The organism is Allobosea sp. 10L422, assembly GCF_056395345.1.
Window position 1 is genome coordinate 169,470 of the sequence record NZ_JBFTJI010000011.1, and the last position, 25,824, is coordinate 195,293.

Genomic DNA, 25,824 nt, shown 5'->3' on the forward strand with positions numbered 1-25,824 from the left:
CCTCGCTCTCGGGAACGGCTCCGTCAGCCTTCCGTGGGGTCGCGCTCCAGCTCGATATCACTCCGGACAGATTGTGGAAAGTGCAGTGCACAATGGATCCCTCAGGCGTCGTCGCGCGCCTGAGAGGTCGACGTGGGAGCCGGGCGGCGGCCTCAGCTCGCGAGCACGCGTTGGGGCGGGAACGTGATCTCGACCAGCGTGCCTTCCTTCTTGACGCTGGTGATCGACATCGCCGCGCGATTGGCCTCGACCAGCGCCTTGGTCAGCGGCAGGCCGAGCCCGGTGCCGCCGGCACGGCGCGTCGTCGGCACCTGGCGGAAGGGTTCGAGCGCGAGCTTCAGCTCGTCGTCATCCATGCCGATGCCGGTATCGCGCACCCGCAGGATCGCCTCGCCCTGGTCGCCGAGCGCGGTCGAGATGATGACCTGGCCGCCGGCATCGGTGAACTTCACCGCATTGGAAAGCAGGTTGATCGCGATCTGGCGGATCGAGCGCTCGTCGGCGACGACGGGCGGCAGCTTCGGCGAGAGCCCCGAGCGCAGCACGACGCGGCCGCGTTGCGCTTCAGGCTGCAGCAGCGCCACGGTCGACAGCGCGATCTCGTTCAGATTGACGCTCGCGAAGTCGAGATCGAGCTTGCCCGCCTCGATCTTGGCGAGGTCGAGCAGGTCGTTGACGAGGCTGATGACGTAGCCGCCCGACTGATGGATGTCGCGCAGATATTCCTTGTAGCGCTCGTTGGCGATCGGGCCGAAGCGCTCTTCCGCCATGACTTCGGCGAAGCCGATGATGGCGTTGAGCGGCGTGCGGATCTCGTGGCTGATCTTGGCGAGCACGTCGGATTTCTGCGCGCTCGCCATCTCCGCCGCCTTGCGCGCATCGACCAGCTCGCCCTCGGTCTTCTTCCAGGCGGTGATGTCGCGCAGCACCGCGCAGAAGCGCGGCTCGGCACCATGCGCGATCTGCCCCATGGTCATGAACAGCGGGATCTTGCCGCCCTGGCGCACCCGGCCCTGCACCTCGCGCCCATCGTTCAGCACCGAGGCGACGCCGCCGCCCTTCAGGCCTTCGAGATAGTCGAGGGCCGGGGCATGGCTCTCACCGGCGAAGAGCAGCGTGAACAGTTCGCCGGTCACCTCGCGCTGATCGTAGCCGAACAGCGCCTCGGCCGCCTTGTTGAGCGACAGGATGCGCCCGCGATCATCCACCGTGACCACGCCGTCGGTCGCCGTGTCCAGCATGGCGGTGAGCTCGGCGATGCGGCCGTCGCGGGCCTCGGCATCGAGCTGGAGTGCCTCGACGCGCGCCGCCGATTCGGCCTCCTCAGCGGCAAACTCGGCCGCGAGCTCGGCTTCTTCCGCCTCTTCCGGCGTCAGCACCTTGACCTCGCCGCCGCCATTCGGATGGCGGAAGGCCATGAGCGTCGCCGGCTCGTCCAGCCAGCTCACGCTGGAGAGGACGGCATCGACGCTGACCAGATGACCGAGGCGATCGATCAGCTTCATCGCGCCGCCTTCTGCGCGCGATGCTTCCTTGATCAGGCGGCTGACATTGCCGCCGGCCTTCAGATCGGCGAGGTCGGCGAAGTCGAGCAGATCGAGCAAGGTGCGGTTGGCATAGAGCGCCTCGTCGCCGCGATTGACCAGGACTGCGATGGGCAGTCGGTCGAGTACGTCGGCATGGGAATTACGTTGCCGTGCCGGGGCCGGGGCCGAGTCGGCTTCGACCGCCGGCCTCTCGGCGGCGGCCACCTCTGCCTGCTCCTTGACCTGCAGCGGCGCGACCGGCGGCAGGCGCGGGCCGCCCGGCTCCTCGTCGCCGGCCAGGCGGGCGCCCAGCGCTTTGGCGATCTCGCGGAAGGCATTGCGCTCGGCCGAGCTCAGATGCGGCTTCGACGGCTCTAGAAGCGGACGTAGCGCCGTCACAGTGCCGCCGTTGCGCAATGGAACGATGTTGTCGGCAGGGGGCACCGACCCCGCAGCGGGCTGCTCGTCGTCCGGTCGGTCGGCGGAGGGAGCTTCGGATTCGTCGCGCGCTGCCGCGAGCGGCAACTCGTCGCTATCCTCAGGGCGGTTTTCCGCTTCAGGCGCCGCTTCGCGTTCCGCCGTGCTCACCATGGACGACTCGGCCGCCTCATCGGCTTGCGGCAGTTCCGCCTCTACGTCCGCGATGGTGTGCATTTCCCCGGCAGGTTCATCCTGCTGCTTCGCATCCTCTTCCGCTAGGGCCTCCGCTGGCCCAGCAGGGGCGTTCGCAGCAGCCTGTTCGGGCGCGACAGCGGCTGCAAGGAACGGCTCGCGCTCGTTCAAGCGGGCAATGCCGAAGCCGCGGAAACCGGCGAGTGCGCGGGCCGCATCGAGGACAGGCACGCCAGACAGCTCGACGCGCGCGCCTTCACCGGCGGTGTCCGTCTGCCAGAGCAGATTGTGGCCGCTCCAGGTCGTGGCCGTGCCGAGCCGCTCGATCAGCCCGCCATCGCGGTCGAGAATGGTGGAGCCGACGAGATCCTGCCAGCGTCGGCCGATCAGCCTGTCTGCAGCGTCGGCACCTGTCAGGAAGACGATCTGGTCGGACAGCTTGGTCAGCCGGGCTTCGCCGTCGCTCTGCCAGAGGAAGCGGATCGTCGACGGGCGGGGCGGGGCGGGCGAATCGGTCCCCTCGGACGGAGTGGCCGTCGCGGTTATGGTCGGCGTCGACTCAGCCTTCGGGGGTATCGTGATGCCGAGCCGGCGCAGCTCGGCAGCGGGGATGGCGATCGCCAGGACGGTCTGACCGTCCGGGCAGGGCAGGAGCTTGCAGCCGCAGGTGAGGGGGATGGCTGCGAAGCCGGAGGTCAGGCGCAGTCGTTCGAGGCGGATGCCAGCCGCGGAGGCAAGGCCACCCGCGAGCGCATCGAGCCGCTGACGCGCCTGATTCGGAACCGCGGCATCTGCCCCCTTGCCGCCGAGCAATGCCCACCCGGCGTCGTTCGCAAATCCGGGGCGCCCGGCGGTCGCGTCCCAGAGCAGCAGGGCGCCGCCCGCGGCAAAGGACGCAAGCGCAGCGTCTTCAGCCGCCGCCACGCCCCGTCGCGCCCAGTCCTCTCCGGATTCGCTCATGCCTGCCCGCTCGTTCGATCCGCGCCCGTTATGCCTAATGAAAGCTTAATAGCTCCCAAACGGCGGCGAATCCATGGAGCCGAAGATTGCTCTCCCGCTTCTCCTCGAAACAGCGTTAACATGCGCGGCGTCGCAGATGTCACGTTATTGTCATTGCGATGCAACAATGATATTGCAGTGCACAATTACGTAGGATTGGCTGACGAGGCGACAGGAGGATCCCATGAACGGCAAGCTGCCTTATGAAGTTCCGACCGAGATGAGAGAATTCGCTGAGCGTAGTGTCGAACAGGCTCGCAAGGCCTTCGACGGTTTCATTGGCGCGGCTCAGAAGGCTGTTGACAGCGCCCATGGCTCCGCCGAGAGCGCCCGAGCCAACACCCATGATGCGACCCGCAAGGCCATAGCCTATGCCGAGAATAACGTCGCGGCGGCCTTCGACTTCGCCCAGAAGCTGGTGAAGTCCAAGGATCTCACCGAAGTCATGCAGCATCAGTCGGATTTCCTGAAGTCGCAGATGGCGGCGTTGCAGGACCAGCTCAAGGATGTCGGCGCTGCCGCGCAGGAAGCTGCGGCCAAGGCTGCCGAGACCGTGAGCAAGGCCACCAAGGGCGGCCGCTGAGCCGCATTGGCCGGCGCTGATCGCGCCGGCACCGTATCGGGCCGGGCCTTGCGCCCGGTCTCCGCTGTTTGCTGCTGAAGGAGAGCCGTCATGGTCAAGCCTGCTCCCACCAGGACGACGTCCAAGGTCCCGGTCAGCCTGCCCCCGGTGAGGGCGCTATCGTCCTCATCCGCCGAGCCGCTTGCTGAAACGCCGCCGTCGGCGAATGCCGAGGCCCGCCCCGTCGCTGGCGCGGCGGTTCCGCCTCCAGCCGCTCCTGCGAGCCAAGCCGCTGCGAAACCCGCTTCTCCGACCGCTGCCGCTCCGGTGGTGACCCAGACGCCATTGGCGCCCGAGAAGCCGGCTTCACCCGCCATTCCGGCGCCGGCGCGGACCGATGCAACTGCTCCGGCCAAGGCGAATCAGTCTGATGAAGCGCCGGCTTCCGCGCTTGCGGTGAAGTCTGCCCCCGCCGAGAGGCGCATTGAGAAGCCGGCGGCGAAGATCCTTGCGCCCAAGATTTCGGCCAAGGCCCCGGAGGCCGCGCCGAAGGCAGAGGTCGCCAAAGCTGCCGTTTCTCCGAAGACCGCCCCGCAAGAGATCGCCCCGCGCGGCAACGCCGCGCCGGTCGGGGCGAAGCCGGCTCCAAAACCGGCGCAGGCGGTCGAAGCCGCCGCGCCGTCTGCCCCGGCGGTCAAGCCGGCCGAGCCGGTCTCCGCGCCCGTGGCGGCCAAGCTGATCCAGCCGGTTTCACTCGATTCGCTGCCGCTGCCGCGTCCGCCCGAGGCTGCCGCCGTCGCATCCGCGACCATCATGAGCCAGGCGCTGACGATGGCGCGGGCCTTCGGCGCCTTGCAGGCCCATATGCTCGACCATGCCTGCGCCGAACTCGAGGCGACGTTGCGCGATGCTCAAACCCTGGCGCGCAGCAACAGCGCCTCTGAGGCGATCACGCTTCAGGCCAAGGCAGTCCGCCGCAGCTACGAATCCTATGCGGAGCACCTGAAGGAGCTCGCCCGCGTCGCCAATACGGCGCTGCGCAAGGACTAGGCGCGACGACATCATCGGCGCACTGACGGGTGCGCCGAAATTCCTGCGGAAGAAATCGAATTCCGCGGTTGCAAAAACGGAACGTCGGCACTAGGGTCCGCGCCGCTGGTGACCCCCGCTGCGGCGGCAGGGTCCCATGCCCCGGGTACGGGCAGCCATAGCTCAGTTGGTTAGAGCGCTAGATTGTGGATCTAGAGGTCCCCCGTTCAAGCCGGGGTGGCTGTACCACCTTTTTGTTTTTCTCTCATCGTCATGCGGTGCGGTTCGCTGCCGCCGCATCCTCCCTCCTCTTGAAGAGCGGCCACGGCTTCGCCATATCGTGGACAAGCGAAAGGGTTCGCCTTTCGCCCGCGGGATGCTGCCGGCGGCGGGTCCCGATGTTCGTGAGGCGCCTTTCGAGGGCCTGGTAGAGATGACGCGTACGCCTAGCCTGTCCCACCCGTTCCTGCTCGGCTTCGACGATATCGAGCGTGCGCTCGATCGCGTCGCTAAGGGCGCGAGCGAGGGTTACCCGCCCTATAATATCGAGCGGTTGCCTCGGACGGAGGACGAGCCCGACTGTCTGCGGATCACGCTGGCTGTAGCGGGCTTCTCGCGCGAGCAGCTCGAGATCACGCTGGAGGAGAACCAGCTGACGATCCGGGGCCGGCAGAGCGATGACAAGAATCGGCAATTCCTGCATCGCGGCATCGCTGCCCGGCAATTCCAGCGGAGCTTCCTGCTGGCCGAAGGAATGCAGGTTCTCGGCGCCGATCTGTCGAACGGCCTGCTTGCAATTGATCTCGTCAGGCCGGAACCGGAACGGCTCATCCGGCGTATCGATATCATGAGCCGAAAGTAGAGGACGGGTCGCCGTCCGGCGTTGAAGGATGCGGCAGCGGTTTTCGCATCTGTTCATAATTGAAGGCGCAGTATCAGAACCGCATTCGCACTGCTCTGAAGGAGGGCGCGATGAAACAGGACAGAATCCTAATCCAGGCCGACCCGCTGACCCCTGCGGAATTCGCCGCGCTCGGCACCGGCGAGGTCGCCTACGTCAAGTCGATGACCTCTGACGAGCTGATGCGGATCTTTCCGCAGGCTCCGAAGATCGAGTCCGGCTTGCTGCTCTTCACCTTGCTCTCGGCCGACGGCGCGCCGATCCTCGTCACGGATTCGCGCGAGGCCGCGACGGCCAATGCCTGGGAGCATGATCTGAAGATGGTCAGCGTTCACTGACGCTGACCAGGCTCCTGCCGCTCAGGGCGCGGTCGCCATCCCGGCGACCGCCGATTGCAGCCTCACAATATCGTCCGGCATGGACAGGCGGTGATCGCCGTCCTTGATCAGCGTCAGCACCACCGGATCGCCGCTGAGATGTTCGACGAGCTTCAGCGCCTGGCGCCATGGCACGTCGGGATCGCGCATGCCCTGCAGGATATGGACAGGGCAGCCGGCCTTGATCTCGCCGCCGAACATCAGGTGCCGGCGCCCGTCCTCTATCAGGGCGCGGGTGATCGGTGTCGGATCGGGTGAATACTCGGAAGGGCGGTGCCAGACGCCTTCGTCGAGGATTTCCCGGCGGATGGCGTCAGGCATCTGTGCCCACATCAGCTCCTCGGAGAAATCGACGGCGGGCGCGATCAGCACGAGGCCTGCGGGTTGCAGCGGCGTGCCGAACAGGCGGCGCGCCGCGAGCAGGGCAATCCAGCCGCCCATCGAGGATCCCACGAGGATCGGGCTCTGCCGGCATTGGGTCTGGATGACCGCAAGCGCGTCCGCCAGCCAATCCGACAGGGTGAAGCCGGCGAAGTCGCCTTCGCTCTCGCCATGCCCGCCATAGTCGAAGCGCAGATAGGCTCTCCCCGTGTCGCGGGCCCAGTCCGCCAGCGCCTCGGCCTTGGTCGCGCGCATGTCGGACCGGAAGCCGCCGAGCCAGACCACGGGCGCTCCCGTGCCGTCCTGGATGAGATAGGCGAGGCGGCGCCCGGTGGGGCCGTCTCCGACCTCGAGCCATTGCGGCGGCTGGCGCTCCACGGCAAATCTCCTGTGACGAATCACGCGGCCGCGGCGATTAAAGGCTGCGGCGGCTCTCCGATAGGGGCATATTCGCCCCAACGAATGAAAGTCCAGACCAAGAGAGCATGTCCTTCAAACCGGGTGCCCATCTTTCGCTGCCTTCCACCGAAACGCATCCGCTGGCGGGGCGGACGATCCTGCAGATCATTCCGGAGCTCGAGGCGGGCGGTGCCGAGCGGACTGCGGTCGACATCGCCAAGGGGCTGACCGATGTGGGCGCCCGCGCGCTAGTCGCGACCGAGGGCGGGCGTCTCGTCGCCGAGCTGCAGGCCAAGGGCGGGGTCTGGCTGCCTTTCCCCGCGGCCTCGAAGAACCCGATCGCCATGGCGCTCAACATTCGTAAGCTCCTGCTGCTCTGCCGGCAGGAGGGGGTGGAATTGATCCATGCCCGCTCGCGCGCCCCTGCCTGGGTCGCGCTCGGCGCGGCGCGGCTCCTGAAACTGCCCTTCGTCACCACCTATCAYGGCTCCTAYRMCAGCCGCTCGGCGGTGAAGACGCWSTATAATTCGGTSATGGCGCGCGGTGATGTCGTCATCGCCAATTCCGGCTACACGGCTGAGCTGATTCTCTCGAAGCATCCGATGGCGCGGGACCGGATCAGGGTGGTCAATCGCGGCACCAATTTCTCGGCCTTTGCACCGGCGGCGGTTGGGGCGGATCGGATCCAGGCGTTGCGCAAGGCCTGGGGCGTCGAACCGCATCAGCGCATCGTGCTGCTGCCCGGCAGGCTGACCGGCTGGAAGGGCCAGCGCGTCCTGATCGAGGCTGCGCGCCTGATGCGTGACGGCGGTGATACCGATACCGCCTTCATCCTCGCCGGCGACGCCCAAGGGCGCGACGGCTATGTGAAGGAACTCGACGGGCTTATCGCCAAGGCCGGGCTGGAAGGCCGCGTCCGGCGTGTCGGCCATTGCACGGATATGCCGGCGGCGATGCTTTCGGCTGCGGTCGTCGCCGTGCCATCGACCGAGCCCGAAGCCTTCGGACGCGTCGCGGTGGAGGCACAGGCGATGGGCGCGCCCGTCGTGGTCTCCGATCTCGGTGCGGTGCCCGAAACGGTGCTCGCCCCGCCGCAAGTCACTCCCGGCGAGCGCACCGGGTGGCGCGTCCCGCCCGGCGATGCGTCCGCTTTGGCGGCCGGTCTCGCCGAAGCGCTGTCGCTGCGGCCTTCCGCGCGCGATGCGCTGGCGAGGAGGGCGCGCGAGCATGTCGAGAAGCATTTTTCGCTGGAAGCGATGGTAACCGAGACCCTCGACGTCTATTGCGCGCTGCTGGAGCGTTGAGGCGTCAAGGCGCGGGCGAATGCCTGTCGCAGCGGTGTCATGCATTGACATCGCGCCTCTTTATGCAATGTGTCTGAATCAACGGCGCGGACTGCGCCAAATACAGGAGAATACCCCATTCGTCGCCCTTACCGTGCTGCCCCGGCCCCGACCAAGGAAGGCCCCCGCTCGAACCGTGATATCCGCGGAGTTCGCGAGGTACAGCTGATCGACGACACGGGCGCCAACCGTGGCGTGGTGTCGTTCTTCGAGGCGCTGAAGATCGCTGAGGATGCCGGTCTCGATCTGGTCGAGATCGCCCCGAATTCCGTTCCGCCCGTCTGCAAGATCCTTGATTACGGCCGCTTCCGCTTTCTCGAGCAGAAGAAGGCTTCCGAGGCGCGTAAGAAGCAGCGCACCATCGAGATCAAGGAGATCAAGCTCCGGCCCGGCATCGACAAGCACGATTACGATGTGAAGATGAAGGCCATGCAGGGCTTCTTCGAGGAAGGCGACAAGGTGAAGGTCACCCTGCGCTTCCGCGGCCGCGAGATGGCGCATCAGGATCTCGGCGTGAAGGTGCTCGAGCGCGTCAAGGCCGATCTCGTCGAGATCGCCAAGGTCGAGAGCGACTGGCAGCTCGAAGGCCGCCAGATGGTGATGGTGCTCGCGCCGCGCTGAGGCGTGACCGGGCGCGTTTCTGTTCAGAATGCGGAAAAAGGGCGCCTCTGGCGCCCTTTTTCATGCGGGCTTGAGCAGAAGCCCGTCGAGCATGGCGTTGAAGGCGTCGGTCGCCGCCAGCAGGGCGGATTCGGGTTCGGGTGCATGCGCGATCCATTGCGCCGCATGCTGGGTCGCGCCGACGATCAGCCGCGCGATGGCCTCCGGATCAAGCGGGGCCAGCACGCCTTCGGCCACCAACTCGCCGAGCCCGTGCGTCATCATGCGGATGCAGTCGTTCTGGATCGGCCAGTTCCAGGGATCGCCGAGGACGGCGGGCCCGTCGCGCAGCACGATCTGCTGGATTTCCGGTTCGCGGGCCATGGCGAGATAGGCTGCGCATTCGTCGCGAAAGCCGGTCCAGCGATCCTGCGCCTTAGCCGAGACGGCACGCAGCCGCACCGTCATCTCGGCATCGATCTGGTCGAGGACGGCGGCGAACAGGCCCTTCTTGTCGCCGAAATGATGATAGAGCGCGCCGCGGGTGAGCCCCGCCGCAGCGGTCAGATCATCCATCGACGCAGCCGCATAGCCGACCGTGCCGAACGCCTCGCGTGCGGCGGCGATCAGGCTGGCGCGGGTTTCCGCGATCATGTCGGCGCGAAGCCTGCGAGCCATCATTTCCCTTTCACATACGTCTCGTACGTTAATTGACATACGAGATGCATGCAATTATCCATTCGCATACGCGGCGTATGTCCGCTTCCTTCGGGACAATCATGCCTAATCCCTACCGTGAGATCTTCCGGGTGCCCGGCGCCCTCGCTTTTTCGTCCGCCGGCTTCGTTGCACGCCTGCCAGCCTCGATGGTCGGCCTCGGCATCGTGACGATGCTGTCGGAGCGGCGCGGCGAATATGCCATCGCCGGTGCCGTCGCCGCGACCTTCGCGCTCGCGAGCGCGCTGATCACGCCGCAGGTCTCGCGCCTCGTCGATCGCTATGGCCAGCGCCGCGTGCTGATGCCGGCTGCGACTGCCGCTGTGCTTGCGCTGAGCGGCCTCATCCTCGCGACCTGGGCGGGCGCGCCGAGCTGGCTGCTCTTTGTCTTCGCGCTGCTCTCCGGGCTGATGCCGAGCATCGGCGCGATGGTCAGGGCACGCTGGACGGAGTTCTACCGGGATACACCGCAGCTGCGCACCGCCTTCGCCTTCGAATCGGTGGTCGACGAGGTCATCTTCATGGTCGGCCCGATCGTGGCGATCGGGCTCAGCGTCAGCCTTTTTCCCGAGGCCGGGCCGCTCGCCGCCATGATCTTCCTGATCGTCGGCGTGCCGCTGCTCTGCGCCCAGCGCCGTACCGAGCCGCCTGTCCGTGCCGACTCCGTGGGGATGGATGCCTCGGTCATCCGGCTCGGCGGTGTGCGGGTCGTGGTGCTCGCGATGATTGCGGTCGGCGCGATCTTCGGTACGGCCGAGATCACCGCCGTCGCTTTCGCCGAGGCGCAGGGGCAGAAGGCGATGGCGAGCGTGGTGCTGGCGATTTACGCGGCTGGCTCTCTCATCGTCGGCCTGGTCTTCGGGGCGCTCAGGCTGAGGGCGTCGCTCGCTACCCAGTTCGTCGCTGCCATAGCGCTCGCGGCGGCGACCACTCTGCCTTTGCTGGCGGTGACCGGCCTGACCTCTCTGGCTCTGGTCTTCTTCATGGCCGGCGCGGCCGTCTCGCCTACGATCATCATCGCCATGGGGCTGATCGAGCGGCTGGTGCCGCCGCGCCAGCTCACCGAGGGCATGACCTGGGGCATCACGGGCATCGGCATCGGCATGGCCTTCGGCGCCTCGGCCGCCGGCGCTCTGATCGATGCTTTCGGCGCCCGCAGCGGCTTCTGGATCTCGGTCGCGGCCGGGGCCGTCGCGCTGCTCGTCACGCTCGCCGGCTACAGCCGGCTGCTGGGCGAATGGAAGGAGACGGCGGTTTGCGAGCCGGCCTGATCGGCCGGCCCGCTTGTCGGCAGGTCAGCGGATCGGCGGGCCGTATTGCAGGCCGCCCTGCGTCCACAGCTTGTTGACGCCGCGCGGCAGCGGGTTGCTGGTCTTCGGGCCGAAATGGCGGTCGAAGCTCTCGCCGTAATTGCCGACGGCCTTGATGATGCGCACCACCCAGTCATTGGTCAGGCCGAGACCCTCGCCGAACTTGCCCTCGGCGCCGAGCATGCGGCGGATTTCCGGGTTCTGCGAGGTCTTCGCCAGCTCTTCGACATTGGCCTGGGTGACGCCGAGTTCCTCGGCATTGATCGTCGCGAACACGGTCCAGCGCACGAGATCGAACCAGGCCGGGTCGTTCTTGCGAACCCAGGGGCCAAGCGGCTCCTTGGAGATGACCTCCTGAAGGAGCATGTGCTCGTCGGGATCCTTCAGCCTGCCGCGCGTGCCGGCGAGTGCGGAGAGATCGGTGGTATAGGCGTCGCAGCGGCCGGCCTCATAGGCCTGCACTGTATCCTCCAGGGTTGCGAAGGCGACGGTCTCGAACTTGATGCCGTGGGTGCGGCCGTAATCGGCGAGGTTCAGCTCCGTGGTCGTGCCCTGCGCGACGCAGACCGAGGCGCCGTTCAGGTCCTTCACCGTGTTCACGCCGAGCTTCTTGCGGACGATGAAGCCCTGGCCGTCATAATAGTTGATGGCGGTGAAGCTGACGCCCTGGCCGATGTCGCGGCCGAGCGACCAGGTCGTGGTGCGGGCGAGCACGTCGATCTCGCCCGATTGCAGCGCGACGAGGCGGTTCTTGCTCGAGAGCGAGAGATAGCTCGCCTTGTCCTGGTCGTTGAAGATCGCCGCGGCCAGCGCCCGGCAGACATCGGTGTCGAAGCCGCGCCAGATGCCGTTCTTGTCCTGCAGGGAGAAGCCCGGCACGCCTTCGCTGGTGCCGCAGATGATGTTGCCGCGCGCCTTGATCTTATCGAGGGTCGATTGGGCAAGCGCAGGGGCACAGGCTGCTGCCGTCAGGGCGAGGCCTGCGGCGAGGCTGAGCAGAAGCTTCTTCACGGGGGATTCTCCAGATGCGGAACGCGCCTGTTGACCTTACGTTGTGACAGGCGTCTGAAGGAAGTGCGCGGATGGCTGCTGTTTTTATCGGCAGCCTCGCTCGGCATTGCCGGCTTCGCACTTGCCAGAACGGCACTTTTCTGCGATAGGGCCGGCCTTCGATCGCCCGGCTGATAAGGGCTGCCGTGGCGGTCGTGCTTTGCTTCCTGAAAGCAAGACATTGGCGACGCGTTCAAAAAAGCGCGATGCCGCGACCATTGAGGAGCTGAAATGCCCAAGATCAAGACTAAATCGGCCGCCAAGAAGCGGTTCAAGATCACCGGTACCGGCAAGGTGCTCTACGCCCAGGCCGGCAAGCGTCACGGGATGATCAAGCGGACCAACAAGCAGATCCGCAATCACCGCGGCACGACGACCCTCTTCGAGGGCGACGCTGCCAACGTGAAGAAGTACTTCCTCCCCAACGGCTGACGCCACCTGACATTCCGGAGATCATGACATGGCTCGCGTGAAACGGGGCGTTACTGCCCACGCCAAGCACAAGAAGACGCTGAAGGCCGCCAAGGGCTTCTATGGCCGCCGCAAGAATACGATCCGCGCCGCCAAGGCGGCCGTCGATCGCTCGATGCAGTACGCGTATCGCGACCGCAAGAACAAGAAGCGCTCGTTCCGCGCTCTCTGGATCCAGCGTCTCAACGCTGCGGTGCGTGAGCACGGCCTGACCTATTCGGTCTTCATCGGCGGCCTGATCAAGGCCGGCATCGAGCTCGACCGCAAGACCCTGTCCGCGATGGCGATCGACGACGTGGCCTCGTTCACGGCCGTGGTCGAGACCGTCAAGGGCGCGCTGGGCGCCGAAGCCAAGGCCGCCTGAGCGGACTGGCATCGCTGAATTGGAAAAGGCCGGCGGTGACGCCGGCCTTTTTCTTTGAATTCAAGTCTGCACGCTGCCGTTGCCAGGCGGGTTCCAGCCTTCGCCTGCGCCCTCGACGATGCGGTCATATGCCTGCTCGGGCGTGTCGGCGTAACTGAACAGCTTCAGATCCTCCGGGCGGATGAAGCCGGCGGCCTCCATCCGGTCGAGGTTGAGCAGGCCCTGCCAGTAACCGGAATCGTAGAGCACGATCGGCACTGGGGCCATCTTGCCCGTCTGCACCAGCGTCATGATCTCGAACAGCTCGTCGAGCGTGCCGAAGCCGCCGGGGAAGACCACCAGGGCGGCGGCGCGCATGGCGAGATGCATTTTGCGCATCGCGAAGTAGTGGAAGAGGAAGGTCAGGTCGGGTGTCGACCAGGCATTCGGCTCCTGCTCATGCGGCAGGGTAATGTTGAAGCCGATCGAGATGGCGCCTGCTTCGGTGGCGCCGCGATTGGCCGCTTCCATGATGCCGGGTCCGCCGCCCGTTGCGATGACGTGATGGCGTCCGGCCTCGCCATCCAGCAGCGCGCCGCCCCGTTCGGACGCGATGCGGCCGAATTGCCTTGCCGCTTCGTACCAGGGATTGCCCTCGCGCACCCGCGCCGAGCCGAAGACGACGATGGTCGAGACGACCCCGCGCGCCCTCAGATGATCTTCCGCCTTCTGGTACTCCAGCATGAAGCGCACGCCGCGGGTCGAATCGCCCAGGATGAAATCCGGGTCGAGCGCGGCGAGCCGGTAGGACGGCGCTTCCTTCTGATGGGTGTTGTCGGGCAAGGCATCCTCCTGCATCGGCACCGGCCAAGTTCGACCGGTTCGGCAAAGCGTCGCTTCGCTCTGGCATATGCCGACCGTTCCCGCTAGAACGCGCCGTTCCCACGCCTTCAACGCTTGCGACCCGTTCATGACCGATATCGCCACCCTGGAACGCGACGTCCTCGTTGCGATCGACACCGCCGCCGACGAAGCCGCCGTCGAGGATGTGCGGATTGCCGCGCTCGGCAAATCGGGCTCGATCTCGGCGCTGCTCAAGACTCTCGGCGCGATGACGCCGGATGAGCGCAAGGAAAAGGGGCCGCTGATCAACGGCCTGCGCGACCGCGTGCAGGGCGCGATCGCCGCCCGCAAGGAGGCGCTGGGCGAGGCGGCGCTGGAGGCCAGACTGGCCTCAGAGCGCGTCGACGTGTCGCTGCCGGTGCAGGACGGCCCGGAGGCGCGGGGCCGTATCCATCCGATCAGCCAGGTCATCGACGAGATCACCGCGATCTTCGGCGATATGGGCTTCGCCATCGCCGAAGGGCCGGATGTCGAGACCGACGACCTCAACTTCACCAAGCTGAACTTCCCGGTCGGTCACCCCGCCCGCGAGATGCACGACACTTTCTTCTTCGAGCCTGACGCCAATGGCGAGCGCAAGTTGCTGCGCACTCACACCTCGCCGGTGCAGGTCCGCACCATGCTGGCGCAGCAGCCGCCGATCCGCGTGATCTGCCCGGGCAGGACCTATCGCAACGATTCCGACCAGACCCACACGCCGATGTTCCATCAGGTCGAGGGGCTCGTCATCGACAAGTCGGCCCATCTCGGCCACCTGAAGTGGATATTGGAAGAGTTCTGCAAGTCGTTCTTCGAGATCGACGACGTGAAGATGCGCTTCCGCCCGTCCTTCTTCCCCTTCACCGAGCCTTCGATGGAGGTCGACATCCAGTGCTCGCGCAAGGGCGGCGAGATCCGCTTCGGCGAGGGTGACGACTGGCTGGAGATTCTCGGCTGCGGCATGGTCCACCCGAACGTGCTGCGCAATTGCGGGCTCGATCCCGAAGTCTATCAGGGCTTCGCCTGGGGCATGGGCATCGACCGCATCGCGATGCTGAAATACGGCATGGCGGACCTGCGCCCCTTCTTCGAGGCGGATGTGCGCTGGCTCGCCCATTACGGCTTCCGCCCGCTCGACCTGCCGACGCTGACGGGCGGCCTCTCCTCATGATGCTGCTGGCGGGGCAGGGGAGGGCGCGATGACGCCTGCAGGCTGGGCGGCGCTGTTTGCCGGGCTGCTGAGCGCGACGAACCTGGCGAGCCAGGCGATCGCGCTGTGGCGCCTGCGTTGGCCCATGCAGCGCTCCGCCCTGCTCGCCGAGCTGCCGCCGGTCACGATCGTCAGGCCGGTGCGCGGCATCGAGGCCTTCAGCCGCGAGACGGCGGTCTCCGGCCTGGAGCTCGACTATCCCCGCTACAGCACGATCTTCTGCGTCGCCGACGCGCATGATCCGATCATCCCGCTGATCGAGGAGCTGATCGGCATCTATGGCACCGAGAAGGTCCGGCTGATCGTCGGCGACGTCCCCGTCAGCGCCAATCCCAAGCTCAACAACTGCGTGCGCGGCTGGGAAGAGGCGACGACCGACTGGGTCATCCTCGCCGATTCCAACGTGCTGATGCCGAAGGACTATATCCAGCGCATGCTCGCCGCCTGGCGGTCCGATACCGGCCTCGTCTGCTCGACGCCGGCGGGTTCCCGGCCACAAAGCTTCGGCGCCGAGGTCGAATGCGCCTTCCTCAACGCATTCCAGGCGCGCTGGCAATATGTCGGCGAAGCGCTGGGGCTCGGCTTCGCGCAGGGCAAGTCGATGCTCTGGAACAAGCCCTTCCTCGATGCGAATGGCGGCATCGCCGCGCTCGGCGCCGAGATTGCCGAGGATGCCGCTTCCACCAAGCTGGTGCGCGCGGCAGGCAGGCGCGTCCATCTCGTCGGGCAACCCTTCGAGCAGCCGCTTGGCCCACGTCGTCTCGCGGATGCGGTGCAGCGGCAGTTCCGCTGGGCACGGTTGAGGCGCGTCACCTTCCTGCCCTTCTTCATGCTGGAGCTTCTCTCCACACCGTTCCTTGCGGCCGTGCTGGCGGCCTTTGGTGCCTCCGCCGTGGGCTTGCCATTCTGGGCGCCGCCGCTGCTGGTGCTGCTGCTCTGGTATGCCGGCGACATCATTCTGTCGGCGAGCGTCGGCTGGTTCCTGAACTGGCGCACGCCGATCGCCATGCTCGCGCGCGACATCGCCTTCCCCGGCGTCTGGGCCTATGCCTTCGTCGGTGGCGAGGTGAGCTGGCGCGGCAACGCGATGAAGATCCGTGCCGACGGCGCCAACGAGCTCAACGATAAGGCCCCGAAGCTTTCGGCGGCGAACGCGAAGATTTCCGACTGATCCGAAGATACTGACCCGATAGCGCGATGAAATTCACGATTTCCTGGCTCAAAGAGCACCTCGACACCGACGCCTCCGTTGCCGAGATCGCCGAAACCCTCACCCGCATCGGTCTTGAGGTCGAGGCGATCGAGGATCGCGCCGCCGCGCTCTCGGCCTTCACCATCGCCTATGTCATCGAGGCGAAGCAGCATCCGAACGCGGATCGCCTGCGCGTTTGCATGGTCGACACCGGCACCGGCGAACCGGTGCAGGTGGTGTGCGGCGCGCCGAATGCCCGCACCGGCATGAAGGGCGTGTTCTCGCCGCCGGGCAGCTACATCCCCGGCAAGAAGGTCACGCTCGGCAAGGGCGTGATCCGCGGCATCGAATCGAACGGCATGCTGGTCTCGGAAGCGGAACTAGAGCTCTCCGAGGATCATGACGGCATCATCGAGCTGCCGGCCGACGCGCCGGTCGGCCAGCCCTATGCGGCCTATGCCGGGCTCGACGACGCCGTGATCGAGATCGCCGTGACGCCGAACCGCGCCGATGCGCTGGGCGTCGCCGGTATCGCGCGCGACCTGGCAGCCGCCGGCCTCGGCAAGCTCAAGACGCAAGCCATCCAGCCGGTGGGCGGCTCTTTCCCGTGCCCGGTCAAGGTCACGCTCGATTTCGCCGACGAGGACCGCAAGCTCTGCCCGGCCTTCGCCCTGCGTCTCGTGCGCGGCGTGAAGAACGGCCCGTCGCCGGATTGGCTGCAGGCGCGGCTGCGGGCCGTCGGTCTGCGTCCGATCAATGCGCTGGTCGACATCACCAATTTCATGACGCTCGACCGCAACCGGCCGCTCCACGTCTTCGACGCAGCCAAGGTTACGGGCAATCTCACCGTGCGCCGCGCCAAGGCGGGTGAGACGATCCTCGCTCTCGACGGCAAGACCTACACACTCACCGACGAGCAGGTCGTGATCGCCGACGAGCATGGCGTCGAGTCGCTTGCGGGCATCATGGGCGGCGAGGCCTCGGGCAGCAGCGAGGGCACCACCGACGTGCTGATCGAGAGCGCGCTCTGGGACCCGCTCAACGTCGCCCGCTCCGGTCGCGCGCTCGGCATCAACTCGGATGCGCGCTACCGTTTCGAGCGCGGCGTCGATCCCGATTTCGCGCGACCCGGCCTCGATCTCGCGACCGCGATGGTGATCGAGCTCTGCGGCGGCGAAGCCTCCGAGATGGAATTCGTCGGCGAACTGCCCGCCAGCACGGCCGCCATCGAATTCCCCTGGTCCGAGGTCAAGCGCCTGACCGGGCTCGATCTGCCCCAAGTCGAGATGGAGCTGGCGCTAACCTCGCTCGGCTTCCACGTCTCGGGCGCGGGTGACCGCGTCAAGGTCGCTCCGCCGTCCTGGCGCGGCGATGTCGGAGGCAAGGCCGATCTCGTCGAGGAGATCGTCCGGATCGCCGGTCTCGACCGCGTCGCCTCGACGCCGCTGCCGCGTATCAAGGGCGAGGTCGTCAAGCCGGTGCTGACCGTGCTGCAGAAGCGCACGCGCATCGCCAAGCGTACGCTTGCGGCGCGCGGTCTCGTCGAGGCCGTGACGTGGTCCTTCATCTCGCATGACGAGGCCAAGCTCTTCGGTGGCGGCTCGCCCAAGCTCGCCCTCGCCAATCCGATCGCCGCGGATCTCTCCGATATGCGCCCCTCTCTGCTGCCGGGCCTGATCCGGGCGGCGCAGGCCAACGCCGATCGCGGCTTCCCCGATGTCGCCCTGTTCGAGGTCGGGCAGGTCTTCAAGAGCGATGAGCCGGAAGGCCAGCTCATCGCGGCGACCGGGCTGCGTCGCGGCACCGCCCGCCTCGACGGCGTCGGCCGCCATTGGGATGGCGGCGCCAAACCCGTCGACGTCTTCGACGTCAAGGCCGATGTCCTCGGCCTGCTCTCCGGTCTTGGCATCGCGACCGGCGGTTTGCAGATTGTTGCGGGCGGCCCGGCCTGGGCTCATCCCGGTCGCTCGGCCACGCTGCAATTCGGCCCGAAGGGCATCGTCGGTGCCTTCGGCGAGGTCCATCCCCGCATCCTCAAGGCGCTCGACGTCAAGGGGCCGCTTGTCGCCTTCGAGATCCATCTCGATGCGCTGCCGCTGCCCAAGTACAAGCCGACCAAAGTCAAGCCGAAGCTCGCTCTTTCCGACTTCCAGCCGGTGACGCGCGACTTCGCCTTCATTGTCGACAAGGCGGTGGCGGCCGGCGACATGGCCAGGACGGCGCAGGGCGCCGACCGCGCGCTGATCGCCAATGTCGGCGTCTTCGATCTCTATGAGGGGCCGGGTGTCGAAGCCGGCAAGAAGTCGGTCGCGCTCGCGGTGACGTTGCAGCCGACCGAAAAGACCCTGACCGAGGCGGAGATCGAGGCGGTCGGCGCCAAGATCGTTGCGGAGATGGCCAAGCGCTATAGCGCGACGCTCAGGGGCTGATAGTCCGGCGCGCACGTCATGCTCGGGCTTGACCCGAGCATCTCCTGCCAGAGATTCTGGGGTTTGCGCTTCGCTCCGCCCGAGAATGACGCATGCGCCACCATTGATCAGGATTATGTAATAATCCGCCAAAGCAATCCGTGAGCTTTCAGGGTATCGGCTGGCGCATTCTTGCATCGCCACGGTCCTATGAGCCTCACCGAACGTCCCGTTGCGGACAATCTGTTTCCCGGTTTTCGCCTGCTCGACGTCGAGACGTCGGGCGCGCGCATCCGTGTGCGCACCGGCGGGGAGGGGCCGCCGCTTCTGCTGCTGCACGGCTATCCGCAGACTCACGCGCTCTGGCACAAGGTGGCGGAGCGGCTGAGAGGGAGCTTCACACTCGTCTGCGCCGATTTGCGCGGCTATGGCGACAGCGAGAAGCCGAAGACCGACACCGAGCACACCCCTTATTCCAAGCGCGCCATGGCGCGGGACATGGCGGAGGTGATGACGGCTCTCGGCCATCACAGCTTCTTCGTCGGGGCCCATGATCGCGGGGCGCGGGTCACGCATCGCCTCGCGCTCGACCATGCCGAGCGCGTCATCCGCCTCGCGACGCTCGACATCGCGCCGACGCGCGAGATGTACGCACATACGACGGACGCCTTCGCCCGCGCCTATTGGCACTGGTTCTTCCTGATCCAGCCGGCCCCCTTCCCGGAGCGGATGATCGGCGCCGATCCGGAGGCTTACTGGCGCAAGAAATGCGGCTCGGGCTCGGCCGGGATGACGCCCTTCGCGCCGGAGGCGCTTGCCCACTACCTGCGCTGCTTCGCCGACCCGGCGACGATCCACGGCTCCTGCGAGGATTACCGCGCCGCCGCGACTGTCGACATCCGCCATGACGACGAGGACGAGGGCCGCAAACTGACGCAGCCGCTGCTCGCGCTCTGGGGCGCCAACGGCATTATCGGCAAGTGCTTCGACCCTCTGGCCTTGTGGCGCGAGCGTGCGCAGGATGTGCGCGGCCGCGCCCTCCCGGGCGGGCACTACCTCGCGGAAGAGGTCCCCGACCTCGTTGCCGCGGAATTCAAGGCCTTTTTCGGAGCAGCATCATGAGCGGGACCAATCGCGTCTATCGCATCGCCGTCATCCCCGGCGACGGCATCGGCAAGGAAGTCATGCCCGAGGGCCTGCGCGTGCTGGAGGCCGCTTCCAAGAAGTTCGGCTTCGAGCTGCGGCTCGACGAGTTCGATTTCTCCTCCTGCGATTACTACGCCAAGCACGGCAAGATGTTGCCGGACGACTGGAAGGAGAAGATCGGCGGTCACGACGCCATCTATTTCGGCGCGGTCGGCATGCCCCAGCAGGTGCCGGACCACATCTCACTTTGGGGTTCGCTGCTGCTGTTCCGGCGCGAGTTCGACCAATACGTCAACCTGCGCCCCGTGCGCCTGATGCCGGGCGTTCCCGGGCCGCTGGTGGGCCGCAAGCCCGGCGACATCGACTTCTTCGTCGTGCGCGAGAATACCGAAGGCGAATACTCCTCGGTCGGCGGCCGCATGTATGCCGGCACCGAGCGCGAGATCGTCATCCAGGAGACGGTGATGAGCCGCGTCGGCGTCGACCGCGTGCTGAAATACGCCTTCGAGCTGGCGCAGCGCCGGCCGCGCAGGAAGCTGACCTCGGCCACCAAGTCGAACGGCATCTCGATCACCATGCCCTATTGGGACGAGCGGGTGAAGGAAATGGCCAAGAGCTATCCGGATGTCGCGGTCGATCAGTATCATATCGACATCCTGACCGCGCATTTCGTGCTGAACCCGGACCGCTTCGACGTGGTCGTCGCTTCCAATCTCTTCGGCGACATCCTCTCCGATCTCGGGCCGGCCTGCACGGGCACGATCGGCATCGCGCCTTCCGGCAACATCAACCCGACGGGCGATCATCCCTCGCTGTTCGAGCCGGTCCACGGCTCGGCGCCGGATATCGCGGGCCAGGGCATCGCCAACCCGGTCGGCATGATCTGGTCGGGCGCGATGATGCTCGACCATCTCGGCGAGCGCGAGGCGGCGCAGGCGATCGAGGCCGCGATCGAGCGGGCGCTGGGCGATGCCCGCACCCGCACGCGTGATCTCGGCGGATCGCTTGGAACGGAGGCCGCCGGCCGGGCGGTCGAACAGGCTCTCTGATCGGCGACGAACAGGGACGTCAGGTTGCAACAAGACGAGCCCCGGCCGCTTCGACCGGGGTCATGTGGCTGAGAACGGATTTGAGCTCATGGATATTTCGTCGATTTCCATCGTCGACCCCCGGATGTGGGGTAAGCTTGCCGAAATCATCGCCCTCAACATCGTGCTCTCGGGCGACAATGCGGTCGTGATCGCACTCGCCTGCCGCGCACTGGCGCCGGCGCAGCGGACCAAGGGGATCGCGCTCGGCGCGGGCGTCGCGGTCGTGCTGCGCGTCGTCTTCACGGTACTGATCGCCTCGCTGCTGAACGCGCCCTTCCTGCGCATCATCGGCGCGGGGCTGCTGATCTGGATCGCGGTGAAGCTTATCGTCGAGGACGAGGGGCAGGACGAGAACTCCGTCGCCGCCAGCAGCAAGCTCTGGAAGGCGGTGCAGACCGTCGCCATCGCCGACATCGTCATGAGCCTCGACAACGTGCTGGCCATCGCCGCCGTCGCCAAGGATTCGATCCCGCTGCTCGTCGCCGGGCTGATCATCTCGATCCCGCTGATCGTGCTCGGCGCATCGCTCATCACCAATCTCCTGAGCCGCTTTCCGATCCTCGTCTGGGCCGGCGCTGCGCTGCTGGGCTGGGTCGCGGGCGAGATGTTCGAGAGCGATCCTTGGCTGGTCGAGCGGTTCGGCGCGGAGTTGCTGCACAAGCTCGAATATCCGGCCGCGATCCTGGGCGCTTTGCTCGTGGTCGGTCTCGGCTACTTCATCAAATCGCGCCGGCCCGATCCGGCTCACTGACGAAAAGAGGCACTCTGACCGATGGATTTTTCCTCCTCCACCTTCTGGATATCGCTGCTGCAGATCATCTGGATCGATTTGCTGCTCTCCGGCGACAATGCGGTCGTGATCGCGCTCGCCTGCCGTTCGCTGCCGGAGAACCGCAAGAAGGTCGGTATCTGGCTCGGCGCCGGTGCGGCCGTCGGCCTGCGCATCATCTTCGCGCTGGTGGTGACCTATCTGCTCGGCGTGCCCTATCTGAAGGTGATCGGCGGCGTCCTGCTGTTCTGGATTGCGATCAAGCTGGCGGTCGGCGAGGAGGAATCGCACGGTAAAATCGAGGCGAGCGAGAGCCTTTGGAAAGCCGTCCGCACCATCGCCATCGCAGACGCCGTGATGAGCCTCGACAACGTCATCGCCATTGCGGCGGCGTCGCGCGGACATGCCGAGCTGTTCATCTTCGGCCTGCTGCTCTCGATCCCGCTGATCATCATGGGCGCGCAGCTCCTGACCTCGATCATCGAGCGTTTCCCGATCCTGATCTGGCTCGGTGCCGCGCTGCTCGGCTGGATCGCTGGCGAGATGATCCTTGGCGATATTGCGGTGCTGCAGTGGCTGCAGGTGAACTGGCCGGATTGGGTGAAGCCGGTTTCGACCGATGTCAGCCCCATCGGCATCGGCCCGGCAAACCTGCCGCACTATGCGGCTGCCGTCATCGGCGCGCTCTTCGTCTGCGTCGTCGCCTATGTGCTGAAGCGCAAGCCGGTCGATCAGCCGGGCTGAGCTTCAGCCTCCGTCGAGGACAATTGCTGCGGCGGCCAGGATTTCCTGGCCGCCGTTTTTCATGGTGCGCAGGTGCCCGCGCGCTTGTGTCGGGTGCGACGGGTCGTCCACGCGAAAGGCTGTTTCCGACAGGAGCGATACCGCAAAGCTCTCCGGCGCTCGCCGGAAGCCGACGCCGAGTGCTTTCACATAGGCTTCCTTCGCCGCCCAGATCTGCGCGAAGGCGAGTGGGCGCAGGGCGAGGGGCATCGCTGCGAGGCGCTTGCGCTCGTCGGCATGCAGCACATCGAGCGGCGGAGCGGTCGGCGCTTCGATGCGCTCGACATCGACGCCGACCGGCTGACGCGCCAGCGCGATAGCAACAATGCCCGCCCGCGTCGCGACAGAAAGCTCGATCCCCGATGCCGCGGGCAGGCCGAGCAGCGGTCGCCCGGCCGGGTCATGCGCTATGGCGACATCCTCTTCCGTGCAGCCGAGCTGTCGGGCCAGCAAACGCCGCGCCGTTCCACGTCTCAGCTCGGAGCGCTCCGCCAGGTTACGCGGGCTTGCCCCCGTTGGGATCAGCCAGACGGCCGGGAGGGCAGGGGCCGCGCTGTCGGCGGAATCGAGCCAGAGCATCATTCGACTCTACCGGCACCGCCGCATGCTGTCGCGTTCTGCGCGCCATTCATGCGCCCGTCCCGGTGATGCGCGTTGACGAGCGCTGGGTGTTTCCCCTTTTGGAGGGCGATGCCGCCAGATCAGAACATGGAACCGACTGCCCAGAGGGCCCCGATCACGGGCACCGGCATGGTGCTGGGCATACGCAAGGTGTCCGTGCTGATGCCGGGCATCGTCGTCTTTGCGGTCGCCTTCGGAGCGGCCGCGGCGGCGAAGGGACTTTCCATGCTCGAGACGCTGTCGATGAGCGCCTTCGTCTATGCCGGCGTCGCGCAGTTGGTGTCGCTGGAGCTCTGGCGCCCCGAATGGAGCTGGGGCGCCATCGTCGGCGTTGCCGTAGTCACGGCGACGGTCAATGCGCGCATGGTGCTGCAGGGCGCGTCCCTCCAGCCCTGGTTCGCGAAGTACCCCAAGGCGCTCAACGCCTTCCACCTGTTCTTCTTCACCGATGCCAACTGGCTGATAGGCACACGCTACCAGGCCGAGGGCGGGCGCGATCTCGGCGTGCTCGTCGGGGCTGGACTTGCGCTCTGGCTGGTCTGGGTCGTGGCGACGGGCGGAGGCTACATGCTCGGCGCGCTGGTGAGCGATCCGCGCCGTTACGGCATCGACCTCGTCATGCCGATCTTCTTCGCCGCGATGATCGTGCCGCTCTGGCGTGGCCGGCGCGGCATGGTGCCTTGGGTCGTCGCCGGCCTCGTCGCGCTGGTSACGGCCAAGCTSGTCGAYGGCTATGCCTTCATCATCGTCGGCTCGCTCGCCGGCGCCGTCACGGGAGCGTTCCGCGATGACGCTGCCTGATCCCGGAACCTGGGGCGCCGTCCTCGCCATCGGCGCGATGGCGATCGCGACCTATCTCTGCCGCATCGCCGGCGTCGTCCTGATGAGCTTCATCCCGCTGACGCCGCATGTCCGGCGCGGGCTCGCAGCGCTGCCCGGCTCGATCGTTGTCGCGACCGTGCTGCCGCTGATCGAGCGCCTCGGGGCGGCCGCGGCCGTTGCCTTGCTGGTCGCGATCGGCACCATGATCCTGCGGCGCAGCGAGTTGCTGGCGCTGCTGACCGGCATGGCCGCGATCTCCGCCCTGCGCGCGTTCGGCTTCTGATCCATCACCCGCGCCGATTGCTTCCATCACATCACGTCATCCCGATATGCACCGGCGCATGTTGACGACGAAGGGCGGGGGGAGGACGGTGCGTCACAGTAAAATCAGCTAAAATGGAGCGCCGTCATGGCATGGTATTCTCAGACGTGGACCTGGTTCGATGGCGCCTGGCATGAGGGCAACCCCGGCCTCGTCGGTCCGCGCAGCCATGTGCTGTGGCAGAGCTCCTCGGTCTTCGACGGCGGCCGCTATTTCGACGGCGTCGCGCCCGATATCGATCTGCACGCCGCCCGCGTGAACCGCTCGGCGCTGGCGCTCGGCCTGAACCCCACGGTCACCCCGGACTTCATCGTCGAGAAGATGTATGAAGGCGCCAAGAAATTCGCCCCCGGCACCGCGCTTTACGTCAAGCCGATGTACTGGGCCGAGGCCGACGGCCCGTCCACCATCATGCCCGATCCGGAATCGACCCAGTTCGCGCTCTGCCTGTTCGAGGCGGCGATGCCGCAGCCGACCGCCGGCTTCTCGGTGACCAAGGGCATCTATCGCCGCCCGAGCTACGAGACCGCGCCGACCGATTCCAAGGCGGGCTGCCTCTATCCGAACAACGCCCGCGTGCTGAAGGCCGCGAAGGCCGCCGGCTTCGACAATGCGCTGGTGCTCGACATGCTCGGCCATGTCGCGGAGACCGCGACCTCGAACATCTTCCTCGCCAAGGACGGCGTGGTGAAGACCCCGGTGCCGAACGGCACCTTCCTGAACGGCATCACCCGCCAGCGCGTCATCAAGCTGATGCGCGAGAGCGGCGTGCCGGTCGAGGAGTGCAGCCTGCGCTACGAGGATTTCGAGCAGGCCGACGAGATCTTCATGTCGGGCAACTATTCGAAGTGCATGCCGGTGACGCGCATCGACAACCGCACGCTCCAGCCCGGCCCGCTCTTCCGCCGCGCCCGCGAGCTCTACATGGACTTCGCGCACAGCAAGGCCAAGGCCGCCTGAGAAGGCGGTTCGCCCCGTGACGGCGCGCCTCGCCACGCGGCTCACCGAGCGGCTGGGCATCGTCCACCCCATCCTGTCGGCGCCGATGGCGCTGGCAGGCGGCGGGGCGCTGGCAGCCGCGGTGAGCAACGCCGGAGGCCTCGGCCTCATCGGCGGCGGCTATGGCGAGGGCGCCTGGATCGAGCAGCAATTCGCCGCTGCCGGCAATATGCAGGTCGGCTGCGGCTTCATCACCTGGTCGATGGCGCGGAAGCCGGAGCTGCTGACGCAGGCGCTGGCTCACAGGCCCGCCGCACTGATGCTCTCCTTCGGCGACCCACGCCCCTTCGCCGCCGGGATCGCCGCGGCCGGTGTGCCGCTGATCTGCCAGTGCCAGACGCTCGATCATGTTCGGCAAGGGCTGGAGGCCGGTGCCGCGATCGTCGTCGCGCAGGGTTCCGAGGCCGGCGGGCATGGCGCCAGCCGCGCGACGCTGCCCTTCGTGCCGGAAGCGGCCGATCTCATCGCACGCGAAAGCCCTGACACGCTTCTGCTTGCAGCGGGCGGGATCGCGGACGGCCGCGGCCTCGCCGCCGCGCTGATGCTCGGCGCCGATGGCGTGCTGGTCGGCACGCGCTTCTGGGCGAGCCGGGAGGCGCTGGTCCACGAACGCCACCATGCGGCCGCGGTGGCGGCGACTGGAGACGAGACCGTGCGCTCCTCGCTACCCGACATCGTCCGCCAGCTCGATTGGCCGAAGCCCTTCGACATCCGCGTTTCCAACAACGCCTTCATTGCCAAATGGGCTGGGCGTGATGCCGAGCTGATGGGCGCTATCGAGACGGAGGCACCCACCTATCGGGAGGCCGTGACGGCGGGCGATCCCGACAAGGCTGCCGTCATATTCGGCGAGGCAGCCGGTCTGATCTCCGATATTCCAAGCGCCGCGGAGATCGTCGAGCGGATGGCGGCGGAAGCTGCGGCCCTGCTCGGGCGCGCGGGCCGATACCTCGCCTGAG

Annotated in this window: 26 protein-coding genes and 1 tRNA gene; 21 read left to right on the plus strand and 6 right to left on the minus strand. The window is 66.7% G+C overall.

All coding sequences use genetic code 11. The features are described from left to right. Nucleotides 1–152: 152 nt before the first annotated feature. A complete protein-coding gene (locus tag AC1DEZ_RS20620) occupies nt 153–3,098 on the minus strand; it encodes a sensor histidine kinase (protein WP_476780568.1) in 2,946 nt (981 codons plus the stop codon). A 223-nt stretch (nt 3,099–3,321) separates the two neighbouring features. Here AC1DEZ_RS20620 and AC1DEZ_RS20625 point away from each other — a divergent pair, with 223 nt between their 5' ends. The 5 genes from AC1DEZ_RS20625 to AC1DEZ_RS20645 all read left to right on the plus strand — a co-directional run bounded on the left by AC1DEZ_RS20625 (nt 3,322) and on the right by AC1DEZ_RS20645 (nt 5,967). Further along, nucleotides 3,322–3,720 (plus strand): phasin, encoded by a 399-nt coding sequence (locus AC1DEZ_RS20625; protein ID WP_441510958.1) that lies wholly within the window; start codon nt 3,322–3,324, stop codon nt 3,718–3,720. A 90-nt stretch (nt 3,721–3,810) separates the two neighbouring features. Beyond that, nucleotides 3,811–4,749, plus strand: coding sequence for a phasin family protein (locus AC1DEZ_RS20630; RefSeq protein ID WP_441510959.1), 939 nt, complete (start codon nt 3,811–3,813; stop codon nt 4,747–4,749). Nucleotides 4,750–4,900: 151 nt separating this feature from the next. Further along, a tRNA-His gene (locus tag AC1DEZ_RS20635) sits at nt 4,901–4,977 on the plus strand. A gap of 184 nt (nt 4,978–5,161) precedes the next feature. Next, entirely contained in the window at nt 5,162–5,590 is a 429-nt protein-coding gene (locus tag AC1DEZ_RS20640; RefSeq protein WP_441510960.1) for an Hsp20 family protein, read from the plus strand. Nucleotides 5,591–5,700: 110 nt separating this feature from the next. Further along, nucleotides 5,701–5,967: a BQ00720 family protein gene (locus AC1DEZ_RS20645; RefSeq protein ID WP_441510961.1), complete on the plus strand. Its 267-nt coding sequence runs from the start codon at nt 5,701–5,703 to the stop codon at nt 5,965–5,967. A 21-nt stretch (nt 5,968–5,988) separates the two neighbouring features. On the opposite strand, the gene AC1DEZ_RS20650 is transcribed toward AC1DEZ_RS20645, so the two are convergent. Further along, nucleotides 5,989–6,765 (minus strand): alpha/beta hydrolase, encoded by a 777-nt coding sequence (locus AC1DEZ_RS20650; RefSeq protein WP_441510962.1) that lies wholly within the window; start codon nt 6,763–6,765, stop codon nt 5,989–5,991. Between the two features lie 107 nt (nt 6,766–6,872). Between AC1DEZ_RS20650 and AC1DEZ_RS20655 the strand changes: the two genes are divergently transcribed. Next, on the plus strand, nt 6,873–8,090 hold the full coding sequence (locus AC1DEZ_RS20655) for a glycosyltransferase family 4 protein (protein WP_476780569.1): 1,218 nt from the start codon (nt 6,873–6,875) through the stop codon (nt 8,088–8,090). 117 nt (nt 8,091–8,207) lie between these two features. Next, nucleotides 8,208–8,750 carry a translation initiation factor IF-3 gene (gene infC, locus AC1DEZ_RS20660; RefSeq protein ID WP_441468974.1) on the plus strand — a complete coding sequence of 181 codons (543 nt, stop codon included), beginning with the start codon at nt 8,208–8,210 and terminating at the stop codon, nt 8,748–8,750. A gap of 60 nt (nt 8,751–8,810) precedes the next feature. Here the strand turns inward: infC and AC1DEZ_RS20665 are convergent, their stop codons facing one another. Further along, nucleotides 8,811–9,407: a TetR/AcrR family transcriptional regulator gene (locus AC1DEZ_RS20665; RefSeq protein ID WP_441510964.1), complete on the minus strand. Its 597-nt coding sequence runs from the start codon at nt 9,405–9,407 to the stop codon at nt 8,811–8,813. A 101-nt stretch (nt 9,408–9,508) separates the two neighbouring features. Between AC1DEZ_RS20665 and AC1DEZ_RS20670 the strand changes: the two genes are divergently transcribed. Then, nucleotides 9,509–10,717, plus strand: a complete 1,209-nt coding sequence (locus AC1DEZ_RS20670; protein WP_441510965.1) for an MFS transporter — start codon at nt 9,509–9,511, stop codon at nt 10,715–10,717. Between the two features lie 24 nt (nt 10,718–10,741). Here the strand turns inward: AC1DEZ_RS20670 and AC1DEZ_RS20675 are convergent, their stop codons facing one another. Next, on the minus strand, nt 10,742–11,767 hold the full coding sequence (locus AC1DEZ_RS20675; protein ID WP_441510966.1) for an amino acid ABC transporter substrate-binding protein: 1,026 nt from the start codon (nt 11,765–11,767) through the stop codon (nt 10,742–10,744). Between the two features lie 270 nt (nt 11,768–12,037). Between AC1DEZ_RS20675 and rpmI the strand changes: the two genes are divergently transcribed. Continuing rightward, nucleotides 12,038–12,238, plus strand: a complete 201-nt coding sequence (gene rpmI, locus AC1DEZ_RS20680; RefSeq protein WP_066718776.1) for a 50S ribosomal protein L35 — start codon at nt 12,038–12,040, stop codon at nt 12,236–12,238. A 28-nt stretch (nt 12,239–12,266) separates the two neighbouring features. Continuing rightward, nucleotides 12,267–12,641, plus strand: a complete 375-nt coding sequence (gene rplT, locus AC1DEZ_RS20685; RefSeq protein WP_265052281.1) for a 50S ribosomal protein L20 — start codon at nt 12,267–12,269, stop codon at nt 12,639–12,641. A gap of 60 nt (nt 12,642–12,701) precedes the next feature. On the opposite strand, the gene AC1DEZ_RS20690 is transcribed toward rplT, so the two are convergent. After that, complete coding sequence (locus AC1DEZ_RS20690; protein ID WP_476780573.1) at nt 12,702–13,478, minus strand: LOG family protein; 777 nt, start codon at nt 13,476–13,478, stop codon at nt 12,702–12,704. A 112-nt stretch (nt 13,479–13,590) separates the two neighbouring features. Here AC1DEZ_RS20690 and pheS point away from each other — a divergent pair, with 112 nt between their 5' ends. The 7 genes from pheS (at nt 13,591) to AC1DEZ_RS20725 (ending at nt 22,062) form a co-directional block, all read left to right on the plus strand. Continuing rightward, nucleotides 13,591–14,673 (plus strand): phenylalanine--tRNA ligase subunit alpha, encoded by a 1,083-nt coding sequence (pheS, locus tag AC1DEZ_RS20695; protein WP_441510967.1) that lies wholly within the window; start codon nt 13,591–13,593, stop codon nt 14,671–14,673. Nucleotides 14,674–14,701: 28 nt separating this feature from the next. Then, the gene (locus AC1DEZ_RS20700) at nt 14,702–15,883 is read left to right on the plus strand and encodes a ceramide glucosyltransferase (RefSeq protein WP_476780570.1); all 1,182 of its coding nucleotides are present in this window, start codon (nt 14,702–14,704) and stop codon (nt 15,881–15,883) included. A 26-nt stretch (nt 15,884–15,909) separates the two neighbouring features. After that, the gene (gene pheT / locus AC1DEZ_RS20705) at nt 15,910–18,333 is read left to right on the plus strand and encodes a phenylalanine--tRNA ligase subunit beta (RefSeq protein WP_441510969.1); all 2,424 of its coding nucleotides are present in this window, start codon (nt 15,910–15,912) and stop codon (nt 18,331–18,333) included. 189 nt (nt 18,334–18,522) lie between these two features. After that, on the plus strand, nt 18,523–19,434 hold the full coding sequence (locus AC1DEZ_RS20710; RefSeq protein ID WP_441510970.1) for an alpha/beta fold hydrolase: 912 nt from the start codon (nt 18,523–18,525) through the stop codon (nt 19,432–19,434). After that, the gene (locus tag AC1DEZ_RS20715) at nt 19,431–20,507 is read left to right on the plus strand and encodes a tartrate dehydrogenase (RefSeq protein ID WP_441510971.1); all 1,077 of its coding nucleotides are present in this window, start codon (nt 19,431–19,433) and stop codon (nt 20,505–20,507) included. Before AC1DEZ_RS20710 ends, AC1DEZ_RS20715 begins: the two co-directional genes overlap by 4 nt. 88 nt (nt 20,508–20,595) lie before the next feature. After that, on the plus strand, nt 20,596–21,300 hold the full coding sequence (locus tag AC1DEZ_RS20720; RefSeq protein WP_441510972.1) for a TerC family protein: 705 nt from the start codon (nt 20,596–20,598) through the stop codon (nt 21,298–21,300). Nucleotides 21,301–21,321: 21 nt separating this feature from the next. Further along, the gene (locus AC1DEZ_RS20725; protein WP_441510973.1) at nt 21,322–22,062 is read left to right on the plus strand and encodes a TerC family protein; all 741 of its coding nucleotides are present in this window, start codon (nt 21,322–21,324) and stop codon (nt 22,060–22,062) included. A 3-nt stretch (nt 22,063–22,065) separates the two neighbouring features. On the opposite strand, the gene AC1DEZ_RS20730 is transcribed toward AC1DEZ_RS20725, so the two are convergent. After that, the gene (locus AC1DEZ_RS20730) at nt 22,066–22,683 is read right to left on the minus strand and encodes a 4'-phosphopantetheinyl transferase family protein (protein ID WP_441510974.1); all 618 of its coding nucleotides are present in this window, start codon (nt 22,681–22,683) and stop codon (nt 22,066–22,068) included. A 126-nt stretch (nt 22,684–22,809) separates the two neighbouring features. Here AC1DEZ_RS20730 and AC1DEZ_RS20735 point away from each other — a divergent pair, with 126 nt between their 5' ends. From AC1DEZ_RS20735 to AC1DEZ_RS20750, 4 genes are all read left to right on the plus strand, one after another. After that, complete coding sequence (locus AC1DEZ_RS20735; protein ID WP_441510975.1) at nt 22,810–23,523, plus strand: AzlC family ABC transporter permease; 714 nt, start codon at nt 22,810–22,812, stop codon at nt 23,521–23,523. Then, nucleotides 23,510–23,827 carry an AzlD family protein gene (locus tag AC1DEZ_RS20740; RefSeq protein ID WP_441510976.1) on the plus strand — a complete coding sequence of 106 codons (318 nt, stop codon included), beginning with the start codon at nt 23,510–23,512 and terminating at the stop codon, nt 23,825–23,827. The genes AC1DEZ_RS20735 and AC1DEZ_RS20740 overlap by 14 nt, the downstream gene beginning before the upstream one ends. A 126-nt stretch (nt 23,828–23,953) precedes the next feature. After that, nucleotides 23,954–24,826 (plus strand): branched-chain amino acid aminotransferase, encoded by an 873-nt coding sequence (locus tag AC1DEZ_RS20745; RefSeq protein ID WP_441468778.1) that lies wholly within the window; start codon nt 23,954–23,956, stop codon nt 24,824–24,826. Between the two features lie 16 nt (nt 24,827–24,842). After that, the gene (locus AC1DEZ_RS20750) at nt 24,843–25,823 is read left to right on the plus strand and encodes an NAD(P)H-dependent flavin oxidoreductase (protein ID WP_441510977.1); all 981 of its coding nucleotides are present in this window, start codon (nt 24,843–24,845) and stop codon (nt 25,821–25,823) included. The last annotated feature ends 1 nt before the right edge of the window (nt 25,824 follow it).